We start from the raw sequence: 25,149 nt of genomic DNA, 5'->3' as shown, positions 1-25,149 counted from the left end.
ATTTCCGGATCTTTGCTCACGGCCGGCTCGGGGAAACCGGCCAGGCATCACGCTACGGAGTGAGTCGCGGCGCGCCAAAATTCTCAGCGAGTGGCCCTCGTCATAGAAACACGCGCACGATCGCTCACGATTGATCTCATTTTTCCTGGGCACGAGACGACGAAAAAGATCGCGCCGGAAAGAACTCGATCTTGCCAGGTGTGAACCACACCACCACACCTGTTTCTTTTCGCATCACGCAGCGCGGCAGCGCGCACGCACTCCGTGGGAGCGATCGCCGGCGCCGCTTCAGCCGAGTCGATCTCAGCGCCTTCGCAGCCGTTCCGTGATCGTGCCGTGATCGGAACGCCCGCAGATAATTTCACTCTTCACTGAAGAGGCGAACGACATTGACACACGGGGCGCCGGTCCGCCGCCCGCACCCCGTCTCCTCCGCTCGCGGCCACCCCGGTGAGGACGTTTCCGAACGGGGCTCAGGCCGTTCCGCGAGTCCGGCTGCCGTCCGGCTGCCCGGTTCGGTCGGGGCGCAGCGCGGTGCTCCCGCCGCGGCCGCGCTGCGGTTCGACGGTGTAGCGCGGATCGCGCGCGGAAACCCGACCGGCCTCGAAGATCCCGTAGCGCGTCGCAGCCGCCGCGGCCGTCAGGCACGCGCCGGCCACCACCGCGGAGAGCCGCCCACCGCGCCGGGACCGCAGCGCGGCCAGCGCTCCGAGCCCGGTGGCCACCCGCGCGGCCCGCAGAGCCGCTCCCGAACGGCCCTGCCGCAGCGGCTCACCGGCGAAGCCGGCCTCGCGCCGCATGACCTCACCCGCGGTGAGCTCGACCGCCGCACCGGCCAGCGCCATCCGCCGGGCCGGTGCGGCTCCCCCCGGCGGCACGGCGCACAGCGCCACCGCCCCGGCGCTGGAGACCGCGCTGCCGGCGAACACGAACGGCAGACCGCGGTAGCAGGCGTGCCAGGCGGGCACGGCCGTGTCGGACAGCAGCACCGCGGTGTAGGTCGTCATCGCCGGTCCGAGCGCCCCCGCGAGCACGCCCGCAGCCCCTCCCGGCCCGCGCAGCAGGCCGGTGACCTCGCTGGCGGCCGCAGCGGAGGCCAGCCCGGAGAACGGCGCCAGGATCCACGAGCCCACGCTCAGCGGGGAGGTCGGTTTGAACACCCGCAGCATGTTGAGGAACCGGTGCGGCCGGCCGAGGTCGTGCACCAGCGCGCCGACGCTGGCCGCGGAACCCGCAGCCGCGGCCAGCCGCCCGACGCGGACCAGATCGGGCCGGGAGGTGATCTCCGCGGCCAGCGCCATCGTCGACGCGGCTCCGGCCATCCCGCCGAGGTAGAGGTACGCGGGCACGTCCGGGACCTTCCACACCGGTTCCTTGATGATCGGCCTTCCGTAGTAGGAGCCGGCCTCGCTCCCGTCCACGCCCCCGGCGTCGGAGCGGCTGCTGTTCGCGGGTGCGCCGGTCACCGCGCCCTCCTCCCGACGAAGCATCCCGCGATCACAGCGGCCGTCGCGGCCGCCGCGGCGGCGGCGTGGCGCCACATCGACGGCAGGTCCCGCGTGGTCACCACGGGATCCGGCGGCAGGCCGTACACCTCGGGCTCGTCGAGCAGCAGGAAGAACGCACCGTCGCCGCCCACCCCGTCCTCGGGGTCGTGGCCGTACAACCGCGCGCTGCTCACCCCTTGCTCGTGCAGCTCGTCGACCCGCTGCTGGGCCCGCTCGCGCAGCTCGTCGAGCGGGCCGTACTGGATGGACTCGGTGGGGCACGCGGTGGCGCAGGCCGGTTCCTGCCCCGCCCCGAGCCGGTCCTGGCACAGCGTGCACTTGGCCGCGCCACCCGTGTCGCCGCGCATGTCGATCACGCCGTAGGGGCAGGCGGGCACGCAGTAGCCGCAGCCGTTGCACACGTCGTCCTGGACCACCACCGTGCCGTGCTCGCTGCGGAACAGCGCACCCGTGGGGCACACGTCCAGGCAGGCGGCGTGCGTGCAGTGCTTGCACACGTCCGAGGACATCAGCCAGCGGATCGACTCCCCCGACTCCGAGTCCGCGCCCATGCCCGGCATGCCCAGCTGCACCGGCGCGGCGGCCGCTTCGGGCACGCGCTGCTCGACGAAGGCGACGTGCCGCCACGTGGTCCCGCTGAGCTCGCCGGTGTTGTCGTAGGACATGCCGAGCACGTCGCCGTCCTCGGCGGGTAGCAGGTTCCACTCCTTGCAGGCGACTTCGCAGGCCTTGCAGCCGATGCACACGCTGGTGTCGGTGAAGAACCCGACCCGCTGCGGGTGGTCGGCGTAACCGGCTTCGGCGGCTGGGTCGTCGAGCGGCCCGCTGAGGCGATTCATGCTCACCGCCCTTCTCCTCGGTGCGCCGGATCCGGTTCCAGCCCGGCCCGGCGGCGGTATTCGGCGACGAGGCGGAGCAGCTCGCGACCCTGCGGACGGCGTCCCGGGCGGAGGTCGCAGGTGCCCGCCTTGGTCTCCATGATGTGCACGTTCGGATCCAGCGCCACGCTGATGAGCTCGTTGGCCGCATCACCGACCGTGAGTCCGTTCGGTCCCCAGTGCCACGGGATGCCGATCTGGTGCACGGTGCGGCCGCCGACGCGCAGCGGCCGGATGCGGGAGGTGACCAGGACCCTGCCCTCGACCGCGCTGCGCGCGGTGACGACCGTGGCCCAGTCGCGCTGCACCAGGCCGACCTCGGCGGCCAGTTCCGGCGAGATCTCGAAGAACATGCCGGGGGCCAGTTCCGACAGCACCGACAGCCACCGGCTCATGCCGCCGGCGGTGTGGTGCTCGGTCAGCCGGAACGTGGTGAACGCGTGCGGGAAGACCGCGCTGCCCGCGGCGCTGCCGGAGGGGTGGTACGGGTTCTCCGGGCGCAGCAGGGTCTGCCGGGCGGGATTGCTCGCCCGGTTCGGGTGCAGCGCGTTGTCCACGGGGGACTCCTGCGGTTCGTAGTGCGTGGGAAGCGGCCCGTCGACCACGCCCGCCGGGGCGTACAGCCAGGCGCGCCCGTCGCTGTGCATCACGAACGGGTCGGCCCCGCCGAGCCCGGCCGGCCCGGTGCGGTCCTCGTCGGGCACGTAGTCCGGCGGCTTCGTCCGCACGAAGTCCGGCACGTCGTGACCGGTCCACTCCCCTCGCCCGGCGTCCCACCACACGTAGGCCTTGCGGCTGCTCCACGGCTGCCCGTCGGGGGCGGCCGAGGCGCGGTTGTACAGGATCCGCCGGTTCAGCGGCCACGCCCAACCCCACTCGGGGGCGACGCGGGACTGCTCCCGGCCGGGTTTGCGCCGCGCCGCCTGGTTGACCCCGTCGGCGTACACGCCGCAGTAGATCCAGCAGCCGCACCGGGTCGAGCCGTCCTCCCGCAGCTCGGTGTAGCTCGACAGCGGCGCGCCCGCCTCGTCGGTGCCGTTGATCTCGGCGAGCACCGCTTCCGCGCTCGGTTCGGCCAGCGCTCCCTCCACGGGGTAGTCCCAGGTGAGCTCGAGGAGCGGCCGGTCGCGCTCGCGCGGCTGCTCCCCGCCCTGCCGCGCGGCCAGCTTCTGCCGGAGGCGGCGGCCCAGGTGGTAGAAGAACCACAGGTCGCTGCGCTGGTCCCCGGTGGGTTCGACGGCCTTGTGGTGCCACTGCAGCAGGCGCTGGGTGTTGGTGAACGTGCCGTCCTTCTCGGTGTGGGCGGCCGCTGGCAGGAAGAACACCTCGGTGCCGATCCCGGCCGGGTCGGTCTCACCGGTCTGGACTTCGGGGCCGTCCTTCCAGAAGGTGGCCGTTTCGATCATGTTGAGGTCGCGGACCACCAGCCAGTCCAGGTTGGCCAGTCCGGCCCGCTGCTGGCGCGCGTTGGCGGTGCCCACGGCCGGGTTCTCGCCGACGACGAAGTAGCCCTTGCACCGGCCTTCGATCTGGTCGATGACGGTGCGGAACGTGCTGTGGTCGCCGGTGGTGCGCGGCAGCCGGTCGAAGCCGAAGTCGTTGTGCGGGCCGACGGCCTCGCCCCACCAGGCCCGCAGCATGCTCACCACGTAGGAGCGCAGGTTGGCCCAGTAGCCGCGGGCGTGCTCGGCCTCGGTGACGAAGTCGTCGACGTCGGCGTCGTGCTGGCCCGCCTGCGGCATCGGGATGTAGCCCGGCAGCAGGTTGAACAGCGTGGGGATGTCGGTCGAACCCTGGATGCTGGCGTGCCCGCGCAGCGCCATGATGCCGCCGCCCGGCCTGCCGATGTTGCCGAGCAGCGTCTGCAGGATCGACGCGGCGCGGATGTACTGCACGCCGACGGTGTGCTGGGTCCAGCCCACCGAGTAGACGTAGGCCGTGGTGCGCTCCGGTCCGGAGTTGGCCGCGATGTCGCGGGCGAGCTCCAGGAACCGCTCGCGCGGCACGCCGCAGACCTCCTCGACCAGCTCCGGCGTGTAGGAGGCGTAGTGCTTGCGCAGCAGCTGGTAGACGCACCGCGGGTGCCGCAGCGTCGGGTCGGTGCGCGCGGGTGCCGGGTAGGTCGGCCCGCCCGAGCCGGCCCGCTCCGGGTTCTCACGGTCGAACGGGAAGTCCGCCGAGGGGGCGCGGTGCTGCTCGTAGGCCCAGCTGCTCGTGTCGTAACCGCCGCGCTCGGGGTCGTACCCGGAGAACAGCCCGTCGAGCTCGGTGGTGTCGGCAAAGTCCTCGCCCACGATCATCGCCGCGTTGCTGTAGGCCAGCACGTACTCCCGGAAGTCCAGGTGGTTTTCCAGGACGTAGCGGATCAACGCGCCGAGGAGGACCAGGTCGCTGCCGGCGCGCAGCGGCACGTGCCGGTGGGCCATGGCCGAGGTGCGGGTGAACCGCGGATCGACGTGGATGATCCGCGCTCCCCGGCGCTTGGCCTCCATCACCCACTGGAACCCGACCGGGTGGGCTTCGGCCATGTTGGACCCCTGCAGCACGATGCAGTCCGCTTCGGCGAGGTCCTGCTGGAAGGTCGTGGCGCCGCCGCGCCCGAAGGAGGCTCCCAGACCGGGAACCGTGGAGGAGTGTCAAATGCGGGCCTGGTTCTCCACCTGAAGAGCGCCCAACGCGGTGTAGAGCTTCTTCATCAGGTAGTTCTCTTCGTTGTCGAGCGTGGCCCCGCCGAGGCTGGCGATGCCGAGGGTGCGGCGCACGCGGTGGCCGTCCTCGGCGTGCTCCTGCCAGGTCTCCTCCCGCGTGTCGAGCACGCGCTCGGCGATCATGTCCAGCGCCGTGTCGAGGTCGAGCTCCTCCCACTCGGTGCCGTGGGGACGGCGGTAGCGCACGCGCGTCTCCCGCCGCGGGGAGGTGACCAGCTCCCGGCTGGCCGAACCCTTCGGGCACAGGCGGCCGCGGCTGATGGGGGAATCCGGATCTCCTTCGATCTGGGACACCCGGCCGTCGCGGACGTAGACGCGTTGCCCGCAGCCCACGGCGCAGTAGGGGCAGATCGACCGCACGACCTCGTCGGCCTGCTGGGTGCGCGCCTGCCAGTGCTCGGTGCCGCTGCTGCGGGCCGCTGCGCCGCGTCCGAGCGGATCCGCTCCGGTGAGCTGGCGCAGCACCGGCCACCGCAACCACTCGACCATGACCGCTCCCCGATGCGAGGGCTCGTTCGTTCCCCAAGGGAAACCCGCCGGAAGGAGCCGTGCAAGCCCGACACGCGGAGAGCCCGCCGGGCGGACCGGCGGGCTCTCCGCCGCGCGGGGAGCTGTCCTGCCGCTACGGGCGCGGGGACGAGGTCGTGCCCTCCTCGCTCGGCTGCGCGGAGGCGGGTGCCTCCGCGGCGGCACCACCGGATCCCGCCTCATCCCCGCCCTCGTCGGGGGCGGCGTCCTGGGCCGGGGCGTGCACGGGCAGCCACAGCCACGCGACGGCCGCGGCCACGAGGATCAGCCCGGCGCCGACGAGGTGGGCCACGTGCAACCCGTCCATCCAGGCGTGCACGACCCTGTCGGCCAGGGCCAGACCCCGCTGGCCGAGCTGCTGCGCCACGGCCAACCCTCCCGGCAGGGACTCGCTGGCCAAGTCCTGCAGCCGCTGCGGCAGCCCGGCCACCGCATCACCCAGGTGGGAGGCGTAGCTGCTGCCGAGCACGCTGCCGAGCACGGCCACGCCCAGCGAGGCGCCCACTTCCCGGGTGACGTCGTTGGTGGCCGATCCCATGCCGGCGCGGTGCCGGGGCACGTTGGCCATGAGCTGGTCGGTGGCCGGGGCCATGGCCACGGACATGCCCAGCGAGGTCAGCGCCAGCCCGGCCAGGAAGTGCGGGTAGCCGGAGTCGACGCCCAGCGTGCTCAGCACGGCCATGCCCGCGGCCGCCAGCACCATGCCCGAGGCGATCGTGGCGCGCGGTCCGAAGCGGCGCACGATCTTCGGCACCTGCGGCGCGATGAGGACCATGACCACGCTCATCGGCAGCATCGACGCCGAGGCGGTCAGCGGTGAGTACCCGAAGACGAGGATCAGCGTCTGGCTCAGCGAGAAGAACACGCCGACCATCGCGAAGAACACCAGCGTCAACGCCACCGCCGCGGCGGAGAACCCGGTGTTGCGGAACAGCGAGATGTCCAGCATCGGGTCGCTGACACGGCGTTCCCAGAGCACGAACAGCGCCACGAGCACCAGGCCGAGGGCCACGAGGATCCACGTCAGCGGCGCCGTCCAGCCGACTTCCTGGGCCTGGATCAGCGCGTAGACCACGAGGGTGATGCCGGCGGTGGACAGGACCGCGCCCGGAACGTCGATCCCGCCCAGCGTGGCGTCGCGGCTGCCCTGGTGCTTGGGCACGTAGGGGATCCCGGCGAGCACGCCGACGGCCACCACGGGGATGTTGATGGCGAACACGGCGTGCCAGGTCGACACCTCCAGCAGCAGCCCGGCGAGGACGGGGCCGAGCGCGGTGCCGCCGCCGGAGACGGCCGCCCACATGCTCACCGCCTTGGTCCGCTCGTGGCTGGGGAACACGCTGGTGAGGATCGACAGCGTCACGGGCATGATCATGGCGGCGCCGAGGCCGAGCACTCCGCGCGCGATGATCATCTCCGCGCTGCTGTCGACGAACAGCCACACGTAGGCCGAGGCGAGGCCGAACACCACCATGCCGGCCTGCAGCATCCCCTTGCGGCCGTAGCGGTCGGCCAGCGCGGAGGTGGTGAACAGCAGCCCGGCGAACACCAGCGCGTAGGCGTTGTTGAACCACTGCTGCTGGGCCATGGAGGCCCGCAGGTCCTGCGCCAGGTACGGCAGCGCCACGCCCAGGGACGTGTTGGCGAGCATGGTCGCCGACAGGGCGAGGCACAGCACGAGCAGGGTGATCCAGCGGTGGCGGTACACCTGCAGGTCGATGCCCTCGGCCAGCGCCGCGCGCTCACCGGCGTTCCGCGCCGCTTCCCCTCCGCTCGCGCCTGACGTGCCCATCCCGGATCCGATGGACAAAGTTCCTCCCTCTGCGGTCGCTTGCACCCCCAGGTTATGTCATGACTGACATCTGTCACTCATGACGCTGAACACCATTGACCTGCACCCGCCCGTTCACGAAGCTGGAGGCATGACGATCGCGTCCCCGACCGGCCGGATGCCCGGCGCCGAGGCCGCACCGGACGAGCCGGAACCGGCCGCGGCACCCCCCGACCCAGCGGGCACGGGGTGCGAACCGCCCGCCGCGGAGTCCGCGGTCCCCGAGGACCGCCGCCACCGGCGCACCCTGCGCACCCGGCAGGCCATCGAGAGCGCGGCGCTGCGGCTGTTCCAGCAGCAGGGCTTCGACCCGACCACGGTCGAGCAGATCGCTGAGGAAGCCGACATCGCGCCGCGCACCTTCTTCCGCCACTTCCCCAGCAAGGACGCCGTGCTGTTCGGCGACTCCAAGCGGGAGACCGAGCAGATGCGGCGGGTGCTGACCACCCGCCCCGCCGACGAGCACCCGCTGCGCTCGCTGACGATGGCCCTGGTCGACTCCGCCGAGCGCGTGGAAGCCGACCGGAAGCGCCACCTGGTGCGCGCCCAGCTGTTCACCGAGCTGGAGGGCAACCGGGACTACGAGAAGCACCTCATGCGGCAGCAGTGGGTGCAGGACTACACCGACCTCGTCGCCGAGCGCCTCGGCACCGACGTCGACGACCCCCGCGCCAGCGCGTGGGCGCTCATGCTCGCCGGGGCGTTCGGCTCAGCCATGCACGCCTGGCTGCTGTCCACCGACGGCACCCCGCTGCGCACGATCCTGCTGCGCCTGCTCGCCGACACCAGCGCCGGACTCGCCGAAGCCACCGCGGAGACGCCCGATCCGTGAGCGCCCCCTTCCTGGAATCATTCCAGGGAGCGCGATTTTCAGGAAAATTGGGCGCTGTCCCCACACGTTCGGGCGATCAACTGTCCTCACCCGATCGGCGGCGCATCAGGTCGGCGGGTCGCGGGCGCTCACCGCGGCACCAAGCGGAACGTGCGGTACTCGGTCGTGCGCCGCCGCCGGGTGACGTGCGTGCGCGCCACAACCTCGCGGCGGAAGCCCGCCCGCTCGCCCAGCCGGTGCAGGTAGCGGACGTCGCCGGAGGTACCGAAGAACACCAGTACCCGCCCGTCGGGGGTGAGGTGTTCGCGGACTTCCTCGAAGAACGCGGTCAGCGCCCGGTAGTTCTCGTCGGTGATCGCCGCCTCTGCCAGGTCCCGCGGGGCGAACCAGCGGAACGGCGGGTCGAACACGACGAGGTCGAACCGCTCCGGCACCGCGGCGAACACGTCGCTGCGGCGCACCTCCACGGCCTGATCGAGGCCGTTGCGCGCGGCGTTCGCGCGGGCCGCGGTGACCGCCTCGGGGTTGACGTCGACCGCCACGACCGATGCGGCGCCGCGGGCGGCCACGAGGGCGTTCACCCCGGAGCCGGTGCCCATGTCGAGCACGCGGCGCACGGCCGGATCGGCGACCTCCTCGGCCACGGCGGTGCCGAGCAGGTGCGAGGTGTCCACGATCGGCATCACCCCGGGCGGGACGACGAGCTGCAGACCGAGGTAGTCGATCTCCTGCGGCCGCACCCGCGCGCGGAGCTCCCGACGCGCCCGCTCGTGCCAGCGGCGGATCCGCCGGCGTTGCCGCCACGTCAACGGCGGCGGTTCGCGATCGGACATCCCGCCTCCCTCCGATCGCCGTGCGGAGCGCCGCTCACGGTAGCGCCCGCGGAAATCGCGGTACGAGCGGTCCTTGTCGCGGCAACGCCGCTGCGGCACCGGGGGTCAGCGCACGCGGATCGGTGGACCGCCGTCCGCGGGCACGAGCTCACCGATGACCGGCGCACCCGGGACCTCCCCGGCCACGAGCAGGCCACCGGAGGTCTGCGCATCGGCCAGCAGCAGCGCCTCGTCGCCGTCCACGCCCGCGAGGTCGCAGTGCGGCCGCACCCAGTCGAGGTTGCGCCGGGTGCCTCCGCTGACGTACCCGCCGGCGAGCGCCTGCCGCGCGCCGGCGACATAGGGCACCGCGGTCGAGTCGACCACAGCGCCCACCCCGCTGCCCCGGACGATCTCGAGCAGGTGGCCGAGCAGGCCGAACCCGGTCACGTCGGTCGCGCACCGCACCCCCGCCGCGACCGCGTCCCGCGAAGCCCGGTCGTTGAGCGCGGTCATCCACGCCACCGCCTCGTCCGAGACCTCGCCCGTGGCCTTGTGCCGCGTGTTCAGCACACCGATGCCGAGCGGTTTGGACAGCGACAGCGGCAAGCCCGGCCGACCGGCGTCGTTGCGCAGCAGCTCCTCGGCGGCGGCCGCGCCGGTGACGGCCATGCCGTACTTGGGCTCCGGGTCGTCGACGCTGTGCCCGCCGGCCACGGGGCAGCCGGCCTCGGCGGCGACGGCCGCGCCGCCGGACAACGCCGCGCGCGCCACCTCGGTCGGCAGCGTTTCCCGCGGCCAGCACAGCAGGTTCACCGCCAGCAGCGGCCGCGCCCCCATCGCGTACACATCGGACAGCGCATTGGCCGCTGCGATGCGGCCCCAGTCGTAGGGATCGTCGACGACGGGGGTGAAGAAGTCCACCGTGCTCACCAGGGCGCGCTCCGCGTCGAGGCGCACCGCCGCGGCGTCGTCGCCGCTGTCGAGGCCGACGAGCACGTCGCCGGCCCACGGGGCGTCGATGCCGGCGACCATGTCCTGCAGCTCCCCCGGCGGGATCTTGCACGCGCAGCCGCCGCCGTGCGCGTACTGCGTGAGCCGGAGGCGTTCCGCCGTTTCCGTCATGCCGGGAGCGTAGGACGGCGGCGCCGGCGCGGCCCGGCAACACGCCTCACCCGTGCCGGTCGGGGCCCGCGCGGGTGAGCTCGACGCGGACGAGCACGCGCCGCTGCTCGCGCATGGCCGCGCGGTAGGCGTTCCAGTCCTCGTGCTCGCCGTTGATCGCGCGGTAGTAGGCCACGAGGCCGTCCAGGGCCTCCGGCAGCGGCACGACCTCGGCGCGGCCGTCGATCTGGATCCACGACCCGAAGAACGCCTCGGTGAACACGCACAGAGCCACCTGGTGGTCCCGGCGCACGTTGTGCGTCTTCGCCGCGGTCTCGCGGGTGCTGATGACGGCGCACCCGTCCTCGTCGAGGGCGACCAGCACCGGCGACAGCTGCGGGGAGCCGTCGCGGTGGCGGGTCATGAGCACCGCGCGGTGGTGCTGCCGCAGGAAATCGCGTGCTTGCCCGAGCTCCATGGCTCCATCATCCCGCCTCGCGCGGCGGGGTCAACGCGCCGCGCGGGCGCGTCGCGGGCCGCCGGCTCGAGCCGGTGCGCTCAGACCGCTGCCGACTCGCCGACGTCGGCGGCGGTTCCCGCCGTGACGCGGAGGAGCTCCGCGAAGTCGGTGGCGAACATGGCGTGCCGGCTGCCGGCACCGGCCCAGACGACGTCGTGGCCCTCCAGCCCGGTGTCGACGACCGTGCGCAGCGGTTCGGGGTGCCCCACCGGCGCGACCCCGCCGACGGGCTGGCCGGTGGCACCGGTGACGAACTCCGGGTCGGCGCGCTTGACCTTGCGCTTGCCCACCCCGAGCAGGCCCGCGAGCCTCCCCGTGTCGACGCGGTGCCCGCCGCTGGCGACGACCAGGACCGGGTCGCCATCGACGGCGAACACGAGGCTGTTCGCGATCGCGCCCACCGCGCAGCCCAGCCGCTCGGCGGCGACCGCCGCGGTGGGCACGGCCTCGTCGAAGGTGACGACCTCGCCCCGGACACCGGCCTCGCGCAGCGCCCGCTCGTGCTCCGTCCCGGTGCCGTGGTGCGACTCGGTGCCCTGCGTTCCCTCCACGCCGCCGGATCGTAGCAGGACCGGTACCCCGTCCGGGGGTATCGCCCGGTGGCCTGCGCCGCCGGATCGCAGCGCTGCGCCGCCGGTCCTGCGCGCAGCCGCGGCGGCATCGCCCGCCCCCGGGATCGCGCAGCGGTCGTCAGCCCCGGTCGCGGCGGAGCGCGAGCACGGCGCCACCCCGTCCGGAGCGGCCGGTGCCCACCTCGGTCAGCCGAGCTCGGCGAGCACGCGCTGCACGATCCGGTCGGTCGCCAATCCGTAGCGGTCGTGCAGGGTGGGCAGCGCGCCAGCACCGAGGAACTCGTCGGGCAGGCCGATCTGCGCCATGCCCCGGGCGCAGTTGTTCGTGACCAGCGCGCTGGCGACCGACTCGCCCAGCCCGCCGACGACGGTGTGGTTCTCGAGCGTGACCAGCAGCCGGTCCGAGTCGGCCGCCCGCAGCAGAGCGGGCACGTCGAGCGGCTTGATCGTCGGGCAGTGCACCACGGAGACGTCGACGTGGTGTTCGGCCAGCTTCTCCGCCGCGGACAGCGCCCGCATCGTCATCAGCCCGCTGGAGACGAGCACGACGTCGCGACCGCTGCGCAGCTCGGCGGCCTTGCCCACCTCGAAGCGGTAGTCGTACTCGTCGAGCACGGTGGGCACCTTGCCGCGCAGCAGCCGCAGGTAGGTAGGTCCGTCCACATCGGCCAGAGCGGGCACGGCCTGCTCGATGTCCACCGAGTCGCAGGGGTCCACGATGGTCAGACCGGGAACGCCGCGGAAGATGGCCACGTCCTCGGTGGCCTGGTGACTCGGACCGTAACCGGTGGTCAACCCCGGCAGCCCGCCGACGATGTTCACGTTGAGCCCGGGTTCGGCGATGTCCAGGCACAGGAAGTCGTAAGCGCGCCGGGTGGCGAACACCGAGTAGGTCGAGGCGAACGGCACCAGCCCGGTCTCGGCCATGCCGGCCGCCGCGCCGAACAGCAGCTGCTCGGCCATGCCCATCTGGTAGTAGCGGTCCGGGTAGTTCTCGGCGAAGACGTGCATGTCGGTGTACTTGCCGAGGTCGGCTGTCATGCCGACGACGTCGGCGCGCTCCGCGGCCAGGCGCGACAGGGCGTGGCCGAACGGTGCGGCGGTGGTGCGCTGGTCCGCCTCGGCGAAGGAGGCGATCATCGCCGAGGTCGTCAGTCGCTTCGTCGTCATCGTGCGCTCCCGTCCAGTTGTTCGCGGGCGATCTGCCACTCGTGTTCGTCCACGCGCATGAAGTGCGCGCGTTCCCGGTTCTCCAGCAGGGGCACGCCCTTGCCGATCGTCGTGTCGCACAGCAGCGCGCGCGGGCGGTCGTCGGCGAAACCGCGAAGGGTCTCCAGCCCCCGCAGCAGCGCGGTCACGTCGTTGCCGTCGACGCGCAGGGCGTGCCAGCCGAACGACTCCCACTTGTCGACGAGCGGGTCGGCGGACAGCACCGAGGCGGTGGGTCCGTCGGCCTGCAGGGCGTTCAGGTCGACCAGGGCGATGAGGTTGCCGAGGCGGTGGTGTGCCGCGCCCATGGCCGCTTCCCACGTGGAGCCCTCGTTGAGCTCCCCGTCGGAGAGGAAGTCGTACACCAGCGCGTCGTTGCCCTGGTGCCGCAGGCCGAGGGCCATGCCCGCGGCGACGGGCAGTCCGTGGCCCAGCGAGCCGCCGGAGATCTCCATGCCCGGGGTGTAGGAGGCCATGCTGGACATGGGCAACCGGCTGTGGTCGGTCGCGTAGGTGTCGAGTTCGGACACCTCGAGCACGCCGGCTTCGGCCAGCGCGGCGTACTGGGCGATGGCGTAGTGGCCGATGGACAGCAGGAAGCGGTCCCGCTGCGGCCAGTGCGGGTCCTCCGGGCGGTACCGGAGCTGGTCGCAGTAGACCGCGGCGAGCAGGTCCGAGACCCCGAGCGCTTGCCCGACGTAGCCCTGCCCCTGGGCCTCGCCCATGTCGATGATGTGGTGCCGCATCCGGTGCGCGAACGCGGCCACGGCCTCCTGCCGCTGCGGCGGGGGTTCGGCTGCCGTGAACGCCGCGGACGCGGGACCGGCCGTTCGTTCCGTCATGGACACTCGCTCCGTTCGTTTCTCCTTCGGTCCCGGTGCGCCCCCGTGCGCCGGCGCACCGGGACGGACTCACACGACCACGCCCAGTCCCAGCACCACGGCCAGGCCGACGACCGAGATGATCGACTGGGACAGCGTGTAGATCTGGAACGCGCCGCGCGTGGACAGTCCCAGCAGGGCGCGGAACATCCAGAAGGTGTTGTCGCTGACGTGCCCGCCGAAGCTCGCACCGGCCGCTGCGGAGAGCAGCACGAGCACGGGCGCGGCGTCCACGCCGCCCAGCACGGGGGCGAGCAGGGTGGACGCGGTGATCGCGGCGACCGATCCGGACCCCTGGGCCAGGCGCAGCAGGGCGGCCACGAGCCACGCCAGCAGCAGCGGCGAGGCCGAGCTGGCCTGGAACAGGCCGGAGATGATGTCGCCGATGCCGGTGCGGCTGATCACCTCGCCGAGCGAGCCGGCGACACCGGTGAACAGCAGGATCGTGCCGCTGGTCGCGGCGCCCTTGCCCAGCGCCCGCTCCAGGGTCTCGCGCGAGAGCATCGTCGCGGTCACGGCGCAGGCGACGAGCAGGCCCAGCAGCAGCGCCACGACGGGGTCGGACAGGAACCCCACGAGCCCGTTGCGCACGCCGGCGGTTTCGGCGATCGTGCCGAGCACGATCAGCGCCAGCGGCACGAGGACCGGCAGCAGCGTCACCGGCAGCGGCAGGTGGCGGCGCGGCGTTTCGGCCTCGGCCACGGCCATGCCGTCCACGCCCCCGTTGAGCGGGGCTTCGTCCTTGTCCGGGTTCCAGGTGCGCCGCATGAGCACGCCGTGCAGGAAGACGCCGCCGAGGATGGCCACGATGCCGACCGGGATGCCGAACAGCAGCATCGTGCCCAGCGGCACGTTCAGCGCTCCGGCACCGGCCAGCGCCGCGGCCCCGGGCAGCACCATGAGCAGGCCGACTTCCAGGCCGATGGCCAGGGACCCGCCCACGACGGCGATGCTGATGCCGGTGCGGGCGGCGACGGAGCGGGCGATCGGCGCGAGCATCACCAGCGCGACGTCGAAGTAGATCGCCGGGAAGACGATGCCGGAGGTCAGCCCGAGGACGTAGGGCGACTTGCCCCGTCCGCACGCGCGGAGGAACAGCTCGACGATGCGCTGCAGCGTTCCGGTGACCGACAGCAGCGAGCCGAGCAGCACGCCGAATCCGATGATCAGACCGACCTCTGCCATGAGGTCGCCGAACCCTTCGGTGACGGCGGTGGTCGTCTGGTCGAAGCCGAGACCGGTGGCCAGACCGAGGTACAGCGATCCCAGCACGAGAATGACGACCGGGTTGATGCGTGCCACCACGATCAGCAGCACGATGCCGAGCACCGCGATCGCGGTGTGCATCAGGATGAGCGAATCAGACATGCCCGTGTCTTTCCGTCGACCTCGTCGTCGAGGCGGGTGCAGGTGTGCGCGGGAGGACGCGGAAGGGCCCGCGCCCGAGCGGCCCGGTCAGTGGATGTGCGAGCCGCCGTTGACGTCGAAGGTGGAACCGGTGACGTAGCCGACGCCCTCGCCGGCCAGGTAGGTGATCATGCCGGCGACGTCGGCGGTGCGGCCGTTGCGGCCGACGGGGATGCCGGCGACGAGCTCCTCCTTGCGCTCGCCGCTGAGCAGCCCGCCGGTGATGTCGGTGTCGATGAGCCCGGGGGCGACGGCGTTGACCACGACGCCGTGCTCGCCGACTTCGCGGGCCAGCGCGCGGGTGAGGCCGAGGACGGCCGCCTTGGCCGCGGAGTAGTGCGTGCCGCCGAAGACGCCGCCGCCGCGCTGGGCGCTGACCGAGGAGACGTTGACGACGCGGCCGTAGCCGCGGTCGATGAGCCCGGGCAGCACGCGGCGGGTCACCTGGTAGGTGCCGGTGACGTTGACCTCGAAGACGAGGTCCCACTCGGCGCGGTCGATGTCGAGGAACTTCGTCGGGCGGGTGATGCCGGCGTTGTTGACCAGGGCACCGATCGCGGGCAGTTCGGAGGACTCGACCGCGGTGACCGCCGCGTCGACCGAGTCGGCGTCGGTGACGTCGGCGGCGACGCCGAGCACGGGCACGGCGTGCTCCTCGCCGACGACGGCGGCGGTGCGCTTCGCGGCGGCTTCGTCGATGTCGAGCACGGCGACGGCGAAGCCGGCGGCGGCGAGCTGCCGGGCGGTCTCCCGGCCGATGCCGCGTTCCGAGCCGGCGCCGGTGATGACGGCGGTCCGCTGGGTGCTGTCGGTCATGCGTTCCCTCCCTGGGGTCGGTGGCGGCCTCCTCGCGCGGGGCTCGCCGGGGTTTGCGCAGCGCGGAGCGCTCAGGCCGGTAGCAGCGCGGCGATCCCGTCGCGCGCCCGCGCGGCGACCGCGGGACGGTCGGGTTCGTCCACGTCGTGGGTCTCGAGTTCGAGCACGTAGCGGCCGGTGCAGCCGCGGGCGGCGAGCGCGCCGACGACACCGGCGAAGTCGACGCTGCCGCGACCGATGCTGAGGTTGATCTCGCCGGGGGCGGCGTCGCGCAGGTGCACGTGGGCGATGCGGTCGGCGAGCTCACCGGCGAGGGCGACCTCGTCGATGCCGCCGGCGACGACGTGGCTGACGTCGTAGACGAGGCCGGCCACCTCGGCGGGCACGCGCTCCAGCAGCCCGCGCAGCCGCGCGGCGGTGTGGCAGAAGCGGTGGTGGTGCAGCCCCTCGACGAGCAGCCGGGTGCCGTGCTCGGCGGCGAGCTCGCCGAGCAGCCGCAGCCGCCCCGCGATGCGGTCGAGATCGGTGGCCTCGTCGGTGCAGGGCTCGCGCGAGGCGGCGCCGCAGGGCACGATCACCGCTGCGCCGAGCCGCGCGGCGAGGCGCACCAGGTCGGAGCCGCTGCGGGTGAGCTCGTCCGCGGAGAGGCCGGGGTCGTTGAGGGGGCCCGGGTCGACGTTGATGGCCCAGACGTCGAGGCCGGCGGCGTCGACCGCCTCGGCCAATCGCTCGGCGTGCGGACCGGCCGGGGTCGGGACGTGGTCGCAGACACCGGGCAGGCCGCCGAGTTCGATGCCGGTGAGGCCGAGAGCGGCGATCTCGGCCAGCGCTTCCGGCAACGGTCTGTTGCGGAAAGTGATTGTCGAACAGCCCAGTTCATGCATCCGTGGCCCCTTCGTGCCCGACGCTCCGTCGTTGGATAGCGGACAGTGAAGCGCACCACCTTGTTGACTGTCAACAGACGACTGGCAGCTGGACGCTGCGCGATCGATTAGACTGGGCGGGCACTTCCGTCGGCCCGAAAGGCGAGCATCCGGTGTCCTTGGACGTCCCCGCCCTGAGCGGCGTCGATCGCAACACGCTGCGCGAGCAGAGCCTGCACAAGCTGCGGGAAGCGATCAGCAGTGGTCAGCTCGTCCCCGGAACGCGGCTCATCGAGACCGAGCTCAGCGAAGCCCTGGCCGTCTCCCGCGGCACATTGCGCGAAGCCCTGCGCCACCTCGTCCAGGAAGGGCTCGTCGTCTCCGACGAACGGGGCCGGCTGCTGGTGCGGGCGCTGACGGTCTCCGAGGTCCGCGACATCTTCGCCGTGCGGCGCTCGCTCGAGACGCTCGCCGCGGAGACGCTGTGCGAGCTGCCCGACCGCACCGACGTCGTGCGGTCACTGCGGCAAGCGCTGGAGGAGCTGCGCAACACCGAGCAGGACCTCGCCGCCCTCGTCGAATCCGACCTGGGCTTCCACCACCGGCTGTGCGCGCTGACCGGCAACCAGACGCTGGTGCAGTCGTGGCAGCACATCTCCGGACTGACCCGGGCGACCATCAGCCGTTCCGGGCAGGAGCTCGCGCTGCGCAACACCGACTGGCAGCGGCACTCCCCGATCGTCGACGCCATCGAGGCCGGCGACGCGGAGCGCGCCCGCGAGGTGGTGCGCGTGCACATGCAGGAGACCACCGAGCGGATCGTCGCCCTGCTCGAGGCCTAGCAGGACTTCGCCGGGAGCAGCCGGGAGGCGGTCCGACGCGATCCCTGCCGATCATCAACAGGCGACTGTTAACAACCACCAGCGGAGCGCTCCATATTGATCGGCCAACGCAGCCACCCCGGTGGCCGGCCCGGGCCGGAGTTCCGGAGGCGCTCCGGCAGCTCCCCTCCAGCGCACGCGCGCCGGCACGGCCGGCCGAGACGGACGGAGTTCCCATGGCCGCACCCGACGTCCCGCTCATCGATCCGCACTTCCACCTGTGGAACCTCGACGAGAACTACTACCCGTGGCTCTCCGACGAGGTCGGCCCCGCCGCGTGGGGCAGCTGCGAGGGACTGCTGAGCAACTACCTCATCGACGACTACCTCCGGGACGCCGAGGGGCAGGAGCTCGTCAAGAGCGTGCACCTGGACGTGGGCTGGGACCCGCGGGACCCCGTCGGGGAAACGCGCTGGCTGCAGCGGATCGCCGACCAGCGCGGCTTCCCGCACGGCATCGTCGGCTACGCCGACCTCACCAGCCCGGAGGTCGAAGCCGTCCTGGACGGCCACATGGAGCACGCGAACTTCCGCGGCGTCCGGCAGTCGATGAACTACCACCCGGAGCCCGCCAAGACGTACCTGAGCCGGCCGGAGGTCAGCCGCACCGCCGAGTGGCGACGCGGATTCCGCCAGCTGCGGAAGCGCGAGCTGTCGTTCGACCTGCAGCTGTACTACCCGCAGGCGGAGGAGTTCTTCGAGCTCGCCGCCGAGCACAGCGACGTCCCGATCATCGTCAACCACGCCGGGATGCAAGTGGACGGACCGGAGCACTTCGAGGCCTGGCGCGCGGGGATGGCGGTGCTCGCGCAAGCGCCGAACGTGGCCTGCAAGATCTCGGGCCTGGGGATGGGCGAGCACGACTGGACCACGGAGTCCATCCGCCCCTGCGTGGAGTCCGCGTTGGAGCTCTTCGGCGTCGAACGGTGCATGTTCGCCTCGAACTTCCCGGTCGACAAGCTCTTCTCCGGTTACGCCGAGATCTTCGGCGCCTTCCGCGAGATCACCCGGGAGTACTCGCGGGACGAGCGCACGGCGCTCTTCCACGACAACGCCGCACGCTACTACCGCCTCTGACGAGCGCGGCCGGCCCTCCTGGGCACGGCCGCACCGGCGCGGGCCACGCGCGGGCTCCGCCGTCAGTTCCGATTGCGGCGGTGGTGCAGCCACAGCGCCGCCCCGCCCAGGACCAGCAACGACCGCGGGACGCGCGGCTGCTCCGACTCCCGGTTCTGCTGCTCGCCGAGGTTCAGCGCGAACTCCCGGTTGGACAGATCGCGCACGAGCGTGCGCAACTGCTCCGGCACGGCGTCGAGATCGAGCATCGCCTCCGTGGTGAGCCGCGCCAGGCGCGTCCCGGAGCACTGCTCGCGGACCAGTACGGACATGATGCTCTTCATCTGGCGGTGGAACACGTCGGTGATGGACAGTTCCGGGGCGAGGCAGCGCACCGACCCCTCGATGTTCGCGAACGCCTTGCCGAGCACGGAGATCACCGGGTTCGTCTTGATGCCGCGCTTGGTGGACTGCTCGAGCACGCTGGTCAGCGTCACGCCGAAGTCCAGCTCCGACAGCGAGGCCGAGGCGATCTTCGGCGTCAGCCTGGACATGTCCGACACGAACGCCGGCACGTCCGCCCAGGACGTGGCATGCCCCAGCTCGATCCACGACTTGGCCAGGGCCTGCCCGTCGTTCTCGGCGAGGTTGAGCAGCACCAGCATGATCATCAGGCTCGTGCGCCGGTCGAGCCGGCCGACCATGCCCCAGTCGATGAGCGAGGCGGGCGCGCCCGGCTGCACGAAGATGTTGCCCGGGTGCGGATCGGCGTGGAACATCCGGTTCACGAAGAAGCCGTGGTAGGTGAACGCGAGCAGGTCTTCGCCGATGGCGGTGCGCTCCGCCACCGACATCGCCGAGCGGTCGACCGCGCGGATCGACTGCCCCGGCGCCAGCGTCTGCACGAGCACGCGCTTGCTCGCCCACACGACCTCCGGCACGGACAGGTGCCGGAAGTCGCGCACGGCGCGCCTGGCCTCGTCCATGTGCCCGGCCTCGACGGTGAAGTCGAGTTCCGGGCGCATCGCGTCGAACAGCACCTCGAGCATCGCCTCGATGTCCACCACGGAGTGGAACCGCGGGGCGCAGCGGCCGACGAGCCGCGCGGCGCGCCGCATCATCCGCATGTCCTCGAGCACCGTGCCGCTGATGCCCGGGCGCTGGATCTTGACCACCGCGGAGCGGCCGTCCCGCAGCGTCGCACCGTAGACCTGGGCCAGGGACGCGACACCGAGCGGTTCGAGGAGTTCGACGTGCTGGAAGCGCTCCTTCCAGTCGGGGCCCAGCTCGTCCTCGAGCACGGGCTCGAAGGTGCTGAACGGCGCGGCCGAGACGCGGTCGTGCAGCTTCTCCAGCTCGCCGATGACGGCCGGCGGGACGATGTCGGGGCGCGTGGACAGCATCTGCCCGAGCTTGATGTAGAACGGGCCGAGCCGCTCCAGCCCGAGCCGCACGTCCCGGGCGCGCAGCTGTTCCCGCCCCGCCTCCGACTCGTCCTCGGCGGTGCGGGCGCCGAACGCCCGGGTGAATTCGTTCTTGAAGAGTCCGGAGAGGACCTCGGTTACGAGCTTGAGCCGTCTCGCACCCAAGGCGTCCCCGTCCGGTCCGCAGTGCTCACGACTTCTTCCCGTTGCCGGCGGTGGCCTTGCCGACCGCCTCGCCGACCTTGCCCGCCTGTCCGGCTGCACCCGCGGCGTCACCGACGCCGGGGACGTTCTGCAGCGCCTGCACCAGCGAGTTCACCGTCTCGGTCAGTTCGGCGACCTGCTTGGGCAGCGTGGCCACCGCGGTGGCGCTGTCGGCCGCACCGCTGACGGCGCCGGCTGCGCTGCGCACGCCGCCCGCGGCCTCTCCCGCCGCGGGCAGCCCGGAAGCCCCCGCCGCAGCACCGTCGGCGTCCTCGCGATCGAGCAGTTCGTCGAAGGCCTGCTTGGCGTCATCCGCGACGTTGCCGATGAAGTCCTTCAACGTGTCCTTCGTACCCATGTCACTGACCTGCCTTTCTCTCTTCGACCACCGCAGTGGACACTTCTCGCCGGGCGGATCACCGCGCTCGGTCCGTGCTCCTGTCCGCGAGCTCGCCCAGGACCGCGCGCGCCCACGCCGGCATCGCCGGGTCGTCCAGAGCCCGCAGCGCCCGTTCGCGCCGCGCGGCGATGAGCTGTTCGACCTCCGCTTCCGCACCGGTGTCCCGGATGACCGCGCGCAGCCGCTCGGCTCCCGCGGCGTCCAGCCGGCGGGCGCCGTGCAGCTGCCGGATCACCCCGCGCTGCTGCTCGTCGGCGCGTTGCCAGGTCAGCCGCATCAGCATGGTCCACTTGCCCGCGCGCAGGTCGTCGTCGGCGGACTTGCCTGTCGTGGCGGAGCGGCCGAAGACCCCGAGCAGGTCGTCGCGCAGCTGGAAGGCCTCACCGAGCGGGTTGCCGTACTCCGCGCAGCACTCGAGCACCGGGGCGTCGGCCCCCGCCAGGAGCGCGCCCAGCTGCAGGGGGCGGGTGACGGTGTAGGCGGCGGTCTTGTGCCGCACGACCCGCCAGGCGCCGTCGAGGGCCTCGCCCGCGGCCGCCACGTCCAGGTCCAGGTACTGGCCTGCCATGATCTCGGTGCGCATGGTGTTGATGAGCGAGCGCGCGGCGTGCAGCCGCTCCGGCGGTACGCCCGAACCGTGCAGGAGCTCGTCCGACCACACCAGGCAGAGGTCGCCGAGCAGGATCGCCGCGCTCACGCCGAAGTGCTCGGCGGACGGCCCTTCCGGCGCACGCCGGGCGAGGACGCGGTGGACGGTGGGCTGCCCCCGCCGCGCGTCCGAGGAGTCCATCACGTCGTCGTGGATGAGGGCGAACGCGTGGAACAGCTCCAGCGCGGCACCGATGCGCATCGCGGCGGGGTCGTCGAGATCACCTCCGCCCGCCGCCCAACCGCACGCGCAGAACAGCGGGCGGAGGCGCTTGCCCCCGGCGAGGAAGTCCCGCACGACCTCGACCAGCGGAGGTACGCACGCGTCCGGCGCCTCGTGCTCCTGGACGTCCAGGAACCGCGCGAGCTCGTCGTCGACGTCACGGCGCAGCCGCCGCAGCAACGCCTCCACCGAGGAACCGCTGGGCACCTCGGCCGCGGGGGCTGGGCGCAGCGTTCTCCCGGACATGTGCCCTCCGATTCGTGCGTGCTCCCGCCCGGCCCGCGAACCGGCGGCGGGCGGGAGCTGCGGTGAGCGCACCGCGCGCAGCGGCGCCGTCGTTGATCAACAGCGACCCTAGCAACGGAGCACCGCGTTTCAACACGCCCATTCGGGAGTCATTCTTCCGCGTTCCCCTTCGGTCACGTTGCACACCATCGTGTGTATTTGATTGACAGTTCAGCGGGCGACCAGTAATGAATCCGCGTTCTTGCCGCGCAATTCGCCGCTTTGGTACAAAGCCTGTTGATCATCAACGGCCGCCGCCAGCCGCGACCTTCCCAGCACCGCAGAAACCGGACAACGAAGCAGCGCCGACCGAGGAGAATTCGTGACCGCGACCGGAACGCATTTCGCGATGCCGCCGTTCTACTGCCCGATCGATCCCGCCCTGCACCCCGATGTCGACACGATCGAGAAGCAGGCGATCTCCTGGATCGACGACATCGGAATGTACGAGGACGCCACGCGCCGCCGGCACGTCATCAAAAGCAACAGCGCCGAATTCTTCGCGCGCTTCGCCCCGTCCGGAATCGCCGAGAACGTGCTGCTCGCGGCCAAGTGGGTCTACTGGGGATTCGCCTTCGACGACGTGCGGTGCGACAACGGTCCGCTCAGTGCGCGCCCCGAGGAGTTCGTCGCCGTGGCCGGCCGGGTCCAGCGCGTCCTGGAAGCGCCGCACAGCCTGGACGCCGAGGACCCGTACCTGCGCGCGCTGCACGACATCGGCCTGGCGATGCGCCGGCAGGCCACGCCGACGCAGGTGCGCCGGTTCATCGACGCCCACCGCGCGTGGTTGCACGGCGTCGCCTGGCAGATCGGCAACCAGGCGCGCGGCGTCCTCCCGACGTTGAACGACTACCTGGCCATGCGCCTGGGCAGCTCCGGCGGCTTCCCGACCATGGCCCTGCTCGAGATCGCCAACGGCGCCGAGGTCCCCGACGGCGAGATGGACCACCCTGCGGTGCGCGCCGCGAGCGAGGCCGCCGTGCTCACCGCGGGGCTGGACAACGACCTGCACTCCTACCGCCGCGAGCGGCGCGACCGGCACGCCGACCAGAACATCATCACCGTGCTGGTGGAGAACGAGGGGTACTCCGCGGAGGAGGCGCTGACCGAAGCGGTCGCGCTGCGCGACCGGATGATGCAGGTGTACCTGCGCCTGCGGGAGCAACTGCTGCCCGATGCCGGCCCCGAGCTGCGCACCTACCTCTCCTGCCTCGGCGCGGGCATCCGCGGCAACATCGACTGGGGGCTGCGCGTGCCGCGGTACACCGCCCACGACGGCCCCGGCGAGTCCGGGCACCCCGGATGGGCGCGCGTGCCGTCGGATCCCGACCCGACCGCTCCGGCGCTGCCGGCCATCTCCTGGTGGTGGCAGCACGTGCGGGGGTGAGCTACCGGCGCAGCACCGCTCCGAACCGAGCGCTCGGGTTGCAGCGGTCCGTCGGGCAAGCGGCGCAACCGCTTCCTCGACGCGTGCGCAGAGCGCCTCGGCGCGGGTCCTCCGGCGCCGCCTCGCGAGGACGGCCCCGGGCGATGCTGCCCCCCGTCCGCTGTCCGGGGAAGGAGGTCGGGGGCGGCTGGGAGCAGGTGGCTACCCGAGGTCGAGGATCCCGCAACGAGGCGCCGCCGGAGGTTCCTCCCAGCTGCCCCCAATCGCCCACCCCCCAACAGCCACCCCGCGGACTCTCGAAGCGGAGGTCACCGCGCCGCCGCCGGATGGGACCTCCGCCCCGGACCGAGCCGGTCGAGCGCGTACGCACCGCCGTTGAAGCCGAGCGCGAGGGCGGCCACCGCGAGCACGAGCACGTACTCGAATCCCCCGTCGGTGACGAACAGCCCCTGGCCGGTGTGCGCGGTCAACCACGCGCCGAGCATGGTGCACGCGAGCAGCACCCCGGCCAGCGGCAGCGCGGCGCCCGCGATCAGGGCCAGACCGCCGAGCGTTTCGACCAGCGCAGCGGTCCAGGCCGCGAGGCCGGGCACCGGCACCCCCATCTCGGCGAACGACGACGTCGTGCCACTGATCCCCCACTGCGCGAACTTCTGCAGGCCGTGCGCGATGAACACGACGCCGAGGGCGATCCGCGCGAGGAGCAGCGCGAGATCGCGGATCCACTCGGGCGGCTGCGGCATGGGTGTTTCCCTTCCTGTCGTGCCCGGCGGACCGGGCGGTTGCGTGCGGGATCAGCCGAACTGGAGGGATCGCTTGGCGAGCCCGCACCAGAACCCCTCGATGGGCGTGTGCAGCTGATCCAGGTCCCCCGCCGCCTCGGCGGCGCCGAGGGTGACGAACAGCGGGGCGAAGTGCTCGGTGCTCGGGTGGGCGAGCACCCCGGCGGGCGCCTTGTTCCGGAAGTCGAGCAGCTGATCGACATCCCGCTCCCGGAGGACCCGCCCGCCCCACTCGTCGAACTCGACCGACCAGCTCGGCGTGGCGGGTTCGCCCATGGCGCGGAGGTTGTGCGTGAAGAACCCGCTGCCGATGAGCAGCACGCCCTCCTCGCGCAGCGGGGCGAGGAGGCGTCCGAGGTCGAGCAGGCGCTCCGGGTCCAGCGTCGGCATGGACAGCTGCAGCACCGGCACGTCGGCTTCCGGGTACATCTCCACCAGCGGCACGTAGGCGCCGTGGTCGAGCCCCCGGTCGGGCTGGTCGTGCACCGGCGTTGCCGGCCCGCGGAGCAGCGCGCGCACGCGCCGGGCGAGCTCGGGAGCTCCGGGCGCGGGGTAGCGCACGGTGTAATAGCGCTCCGGGAAGCCCCAGAAGTCGTACACGAGCGGAACCGTGGTCGTGGCCCCGAGCGTGGCCGGCGCCTCCTCCCAGTGCGCGGAGATCACCAGGACGGCGTCCGGCCGCGGCAGCGCGCGGGCCCAGTCCGCGAGCTCTCCCGGCCACACCGGGTCGTCGGCCAGGGGCGGGGCGCCGTGGCTGAGGTACAGCGCGGGCGTGCGGTGTCCGGTGGTCATGGTCGCCTCGGAACAGCGGTCGTTTGAATTCGAACTACATGGTGGACCGTACCCGGTTGTTCGTATTCGAACAACCCTTAGGGTGGGTGCATGGAACAACCTCGCTGGCTCGACTCCCGCGAGATGGCCGCCTGGAACGCGTTCCTCGAGGCCAGCCACCTGGTGCCGCGCCGCGTCGAGCAGCAGCTGCGGGACGCCGAAGGGCTGTCCCACCCGCAGTACGAGATCCTCGTCCGCCTCGCCGACGCCCCGGACGGGCAGATGCGCATGAGCACCCTCGCCGAGGAGGTCGTGACCTCGAAGAGCGGACTCACCTACCAGATCGGTCAGCTGGAGAAGGCCGGTCTGGTCCACCGCTGCGCCTCGCCCGGTGACGACCGCGGGGTGCACGCCGCGCTGACGCCGCAGGGGCGGCGGAAGCTGGAGGACGCCGCGCCCGGGCACGTCGCAGCCGTGCGCGCCTGCCTGATCGACCTGCTCAGCCCGGAGCAGCTCGACGCCCTCGCCGAAGGGCTCGGCACCGCCGGCAGCCGGATCCGCTCCGGCGGAACCGGCGCCTGAGCCCGAGCGGTGCTGCTCACCTCGCCCGCGCGGTCGAG

23 protein-coding genes are annotated in these 25,149 nt (G+C 72.3%); 5 read left to right on the top strand and 18 right to left on the bottom strand.

Annotation, left to right across the window (positions count from 1 at the left end; translation table 11 throughout):
* Positions 1-473: 473 nt before the first annotated feature.
* From nrfD to ACVGV0_RS10895, 4 genes are all read right to left on the bottom strand, one after another.
* Positions 474-1,466 carry an NrfD/PsrC family molybdoenzyme membrane anchor subunit gene (gene nrfD / locus ACVGV0_RS10910; RefSeq protein ID WP_459159744.1) on the bottom strand — a complete coding sequence of 331 codons (993 nt, stop codon included), beginning with the start codon at positions 1,464-1,466 and terminating at the stop codon, positions 474-476.
* Complete coding sequence (locus ACVGV0_RS10905) at positions 1,463-2,347, bottom strand: 4Fe-4S dicluster domain-containing protein (RefSeq protein WP_459159982.1); 885 nt, start codon at positions 2,345-2,347, stop codon at positions 1,463-1,465. Before ACVGV0_RS10905 ends, nrfD begins: the two co-directional genes overlap by 4 nt.
* A gap of 2 nt (positions 2,348-2,349) precedes the next feature.
* Positions 2,350-5,583, bottom strand: a complete 3,234-nt coding sequence (gene fdh / locus ACVGV0_RS10900; RefSeq protein WP_459159743.1) for a formate dehydrogenase — start codon at positions 5,581-5,583, stop codon at positions 2,350-2,352.
* A 133-nt stretch (positions 5,584-5,716) separates the two neighbouring features.
* Positions 5,717-7,432 carry an MFS transporter gene (locus ACVGV0_RS10895; RefSeq protein WP_459159742.1) on the bottom strand — a complete coding sequence of 572 codons (1,716 nt, stop codon included), beginning with the start codon at positions 7,430-7,432 and terminating at the stop codon, positions 5,717-5,719.
* A 112-nt stretch (positions 7,433-7,544) separates the two neighbouring features.
* On the opposite strand from ACVGV0_RS10895, the gene ACVGV0_RS10890 reads away from it, so the two are divergent.
* Complete coding sequence (locus ACVGV0_RS10890; protein WP_459159741.1) at positions 7,545-8,285, top strand: TetR family transcriptional regulator; 741 nt, start codon at positions 7,545-7,547, stop codon at positions 8,283-8,285.
* A 128-nt stretch (positions 8,286-8,413) separates the two neighbouring features.
* Here ACVGV0_RS10890 and ACVGV0_RS10885 read toward each other — a convergent pair whose 3' ends face one another.
* From ACVGV0_RS10885 to ACVGV0_RS10845, 9 genes are all read right to left on the bottom strand, one after another.
* The gene (locus ACVGV0_RS10885) at positions 8,414-9,118 is read right to left on the bottom strand and encodes a methyltransferase (RefSeq protein ID WP_459159740.1); all 705 of its coding nucleotides are present in this window, start codon (positions 9,116-9,118) and stop codon (positions 8,414-8,416) included.
* 105 nt (positions 9,119-9,223) lie between these two features.
* Positions 9,224-10,222, bottom strand: a complete 999-nt coding sequence (selD, locus tag ACVGV0_RS10880; RefSeq protein ID WP_459159739.1) for a selenide, water dikinase SelD — start codon at positions 10,220-10,222, stop codon at positions 9,224-9,226.
* 46 nt (positions 10,223-10,268) lie between these two features.
* Positions 10,269-10,679 (bottom strand): PPOX class F420-dependent oxidoreductase, encoded by a 411-nt coding sequence (locus ACVGV0_RS10875; RefSeq protein ID WP_459159738.1) that lies wholly within the window; start codon positions 10,677-10,679, stop codon positions 10,269-10,271.
* 80 nt (positions 10,680-10,759) lie between these two features.
* Positions 10,760-11,272, bottom strand: a complete 513-nt coding sequence (locus tag ACVGV0_RS10870) for a YbaK/EbsC family protein (protein ID WP_459159737.1) — start codon at positions 11,270-11,272, stop codon at positions 10,760-10,762.
* 207 nt (positions 11,273-11,479) lie between these two features.
* Positions 11,480-12,463, bottom strand: coding sequence for a transketolase family protein (locus ACVGV0_RS10865; protein ID WP_459159736.1), 984 nt, complete (start codon positions 12,461-12,463; stop codon positions 11,480-11,482).
* A complete protein-coding gene (locus ACVGV0_RS10860) occupies positions 12,460-13,344 on the bottom strand; it encodes a transketolase (protein ID WP_459159735.1) in 885 nt (294 codons plus the stop codon). Before ACVGV0_RS10860 ends, ACVGV0_RS10865 begins: the two co-directional genes overlap by 4 nt.
* A 69-nt stretch (positions 13,345-13,413) precedes the next feature.
* The gene (locus ACVGV0_RS10855; RefSeq protein ID WP_459159734.1) at positions 13,414-14,751 is read right to left on the bottom strand and encodes a GntP family permease; all 1,338 of its coding nucleotides are present in this window, start codon (positions 14,749-14,751) and stop codon (positions 13,414-13,416) included.
* Positions 14,752-14,838: 87 nt separating this feature from the next.
* Positions 14,839-15,606, bottom strand: coding sequence for an SDR family NAD(P)-dependent oxidoreductase (locus tag ACVGV0_RS10850; RefSeq protein WP_459159733.1), 768 nt, complete (start codon positions 15,604-15,606; stop codon positions 14,839-14,841).
* Positions 15,607-15,677: 71 nt separating this feature from the next.
* Entirely contained in the window at positions 15,678-16,445 is a 768-nt protein-coding gene (locus ACVGV0_RS10845; RefSeq protein WP_459159732.1) for a sugar phosphate isomerase/epimerase family protein, read from the bottom strand.
* 197 nt (positions 16,446-16,642) lie between these two features.
* On the opposite strand from ACVGV0_RS10845, the gene ACVGV0_RS10840 reads away from it, so the two are divergent.
* On the top strand, positions 16,643-17,311 hold the full coding sequence (locus tag ACVGV0_RS10840; RefSeq protein WP_459159731.1) for a GntR family transcriptional regulator: 669 nt from the start codon (positions 16,643-16,645) through the stop codon (positions 17,309-17,311).
* Between the two features lie 215 nt (positions 17,312-17,526).
* Positions 17,527-18,426 carry an amidohydrolase family protein gene (locus ACVGV0_RS10835; protein ID WP_459159730.1) on the top strand — a complete coding sequence of 300 codons (900 nt, stop codon included), beginning with the start codon at positions 17,527-17,529 and terminating at the stop codon, positions 18,424-18,426.
* A gap of 62 nt (positions 18,427-18,488) precedes the next feature.
* On the opposite strand, the gene ACVGV0_RS10830 is transcribed toward ACVGV0_RS10835, so the two are convergent.
* From ACVGV0_RS10830 to ACVGV0_RS10820, 3 genes are read right to left on the bottom strand one after another with little or no spacing between them, the layout of a single operon-like run.
* Entirely contained in the window at positions 18,489-19,994 is a 1,506-nt protein-coding gene (locus ACVGV0_RS10830; protein ID WP_459159729.1) for an ABC1 kinase family protein, read from the bottom strand.
* 25 nt (positions 19,995-20,019) lie between these two features.
* Complete coding sequence (locus ACVGV0_RS10825) at positions 20,020-20,391, bottom strand: hypothetical protein (protein WP_459159728.1); 372 nt, start codon at positions 20,389-20,391, stop codon at positions 20,020-20,022.
* Positions 20,392-20,449: 58 nt separating this feature from the next.
* Positions 20,450-21,550, bottom strand: coding sequence for a polyprenyl synthetase family protein (locus ACVGV0_RS10820; protein WP_459159727.1), 1,101 nt, complete (start codon positions 21,548-21,550; stop codon positions 20,450-20,452).
* Positions 21,551-21,911: 361 nt separating this feature from the next.
* Between ACVGV0_RS10820 and ACVGV0_RS10815 the strand changes: the two genes are divergently transcribed.
* A complete protein-coding gene (locus ACVGV0_RS10815) occupies positions 21,912-22,976 on the top strand; it encodes a terpene synthase family protein (protein WP_459159726.1) in 1,065 nt (354 codons plus the stop codon).
* Positions 22,977-23,284: 308 nt separating this feature from the next.
* Here the strand turns inward: ACVGV0_RS10815 and ACVGV0_RS10810 are convergent, their stop codons facing one another.
* Together ACVGV0_RS10810 and ACVGV0_RS10805 are read right to left on the bottom strand one after the other, a co-directional pair.
* Positions 23,285-23,719, bottom strand: a complete 435-nt coding sequence (locus tag ACVGV0_RS10810; protein WP_459159725.1) for a DoxX family protein — start codon at positions 23,717-23,719, stop codon at positions 23,285-23,287.
* Between the two features lie 51 nt (positions 23,720-23,770).
* The gene (locus tag ACVGV0_RS10805; protein ID WP_459159724.1) at positions 23,771-24,550 is read right to left on the bottom strand and encodes a dioxygenase family protein; all 780 of its coding nucleotides are present in this window, start codon (positions 24,548-24,550) and stop codon (positions 23,771-23,773) included.
* 90 nt (positions 24,551-24,640) lie between these two features.
* Between ACVGV0_RS10805 and ACVGV0_RS10800 the strand changes: the two genes are divergently transcribed.
* Positions 24,641-25,111 carry a MarR family winged helix-turn-helix transcriptional regulator gene (locus ACVGV0_RS10800; protein ID WP_459159723.1) on the top strand — a complete coding sequence of 157 codons (471 nt, stop codon included), beginning with the start codon at positions 24,641-24,643 and terminating at the stop codon, positions 25,109-25,111.
* The last annotated feature ends 38 nt before the right edge of the window (positions 25,112-25,149 follow it).

It is taken from the genome of Salinifilum ghardaiensis (assembly GCF_054491345.1).
This window is presented reverse-complemented; position numbering and strand designations above follow the sequence as displayed.

Coding starts and splice junctions, on each gene's coding strand:
- selD (WP_459159739.1), bottom strand. CDS start 10,222: ATGACGGAAACGGCGGAACGCCTCCGGCTCACGCAGTACGCGCACGGC.
- ACVGV0_RS10855 (WP_459159734.1), bottom strand. CDS start 14,751: ATGTCTGATTCGCTCATCCTGATGCACACCGCGATCGCGGTGCTCGGC.
- ACVGV0_RS10810 (WP_459159725.1), bottom strand. CDS start 23,719: ATGCCGCAGCCGCCCGAGTGGATCCGCGATCTCGCGCTGCTCCTCGCG.
- ACVGV0_RS10905 (WP_459159982.1), bottom strand. CDS start 2,347: ATGAATCGCCTCAGCGGGCCGCTCGACGACCCAGCCGCCGAAGCCGGT.
- ACVGV0_RS10820 (WP_459159727.1), bottom strand. CDS start 21,550: ATGTCCGGGAGAACGCTGCGCCCAGCCCCCGCGGCCGAGGTGCCCAGC.
- ACVGV0_RS10860 (WP_459159735.1), bottom strand. CDS start 13,344: ATGACGGAACGAACGGCCGGTCCCGCGTCCGCGGCGTTCACGGCAGCC.
- ACVGV0_RS10885 (WP_459159740.1), bottom strand. CDS start 9,118: ATGTCCGATCGCGAACCGCCGCCGTTGACGTGGCGGCAACGCCGGCGG.
- ACVGV0_RS10890 (WP_459159741.1), top strand. CDS start 7,545: ATGACGATCGCGTCCCCGACCGGCCGGATGCCCGGCGCCGAGGCCGCA.
- ACVGV0_RS10800 (WP_459159723.1), top strand. CDS start 24,641: ATGGAACAACCTCGCTGGCTCGACTCCCGCGAGATGGCCGCCTGGAAC.
- ACVGV0_RS10805 (WP_459159724.1), bottom strand. CDS start 24,550: ATGACCACCGGACACCGCACGCCCGCGCTGTACCTCAGCCACGGCGCC.
- ACVGV0_RS10875 (WP_459159738.1), bottom strand. CDS start 10,679: ATGGAGCTCGGGCAAGCACGCGATTTCCTGCGGCAGCACCACCGCGCG.
- ACVGV0_RS10835 (WP_459159730.1), top strand. CDS start 17,527: ATGGCCGCACCCGACGTCCCGCTCATCGATCCGCACTTCCACCTGTGG.
- ACVGV0_RS10825 (WP_459159728.1), bottom strand. CDS start 20,391: ATGGGTACGAAGGACACGTTGAAGGACTTCATCGGCAACGTCGCGGAT.
- ACVGV0_RS10850 (WP_459159733.1), bottom strand. CDS start 15,606: ATGACCGACAGCACCCAGCGGACCGCCGTCATCACCGGCGCCGGCTCG.
- ACVGV0_RS10865 (WP_459159736.1), bottom strand. CDS start 12,463: ATGACGACGAAGCGACTGACGACCTCGGCGATGATCGCCTCCTTCGCC.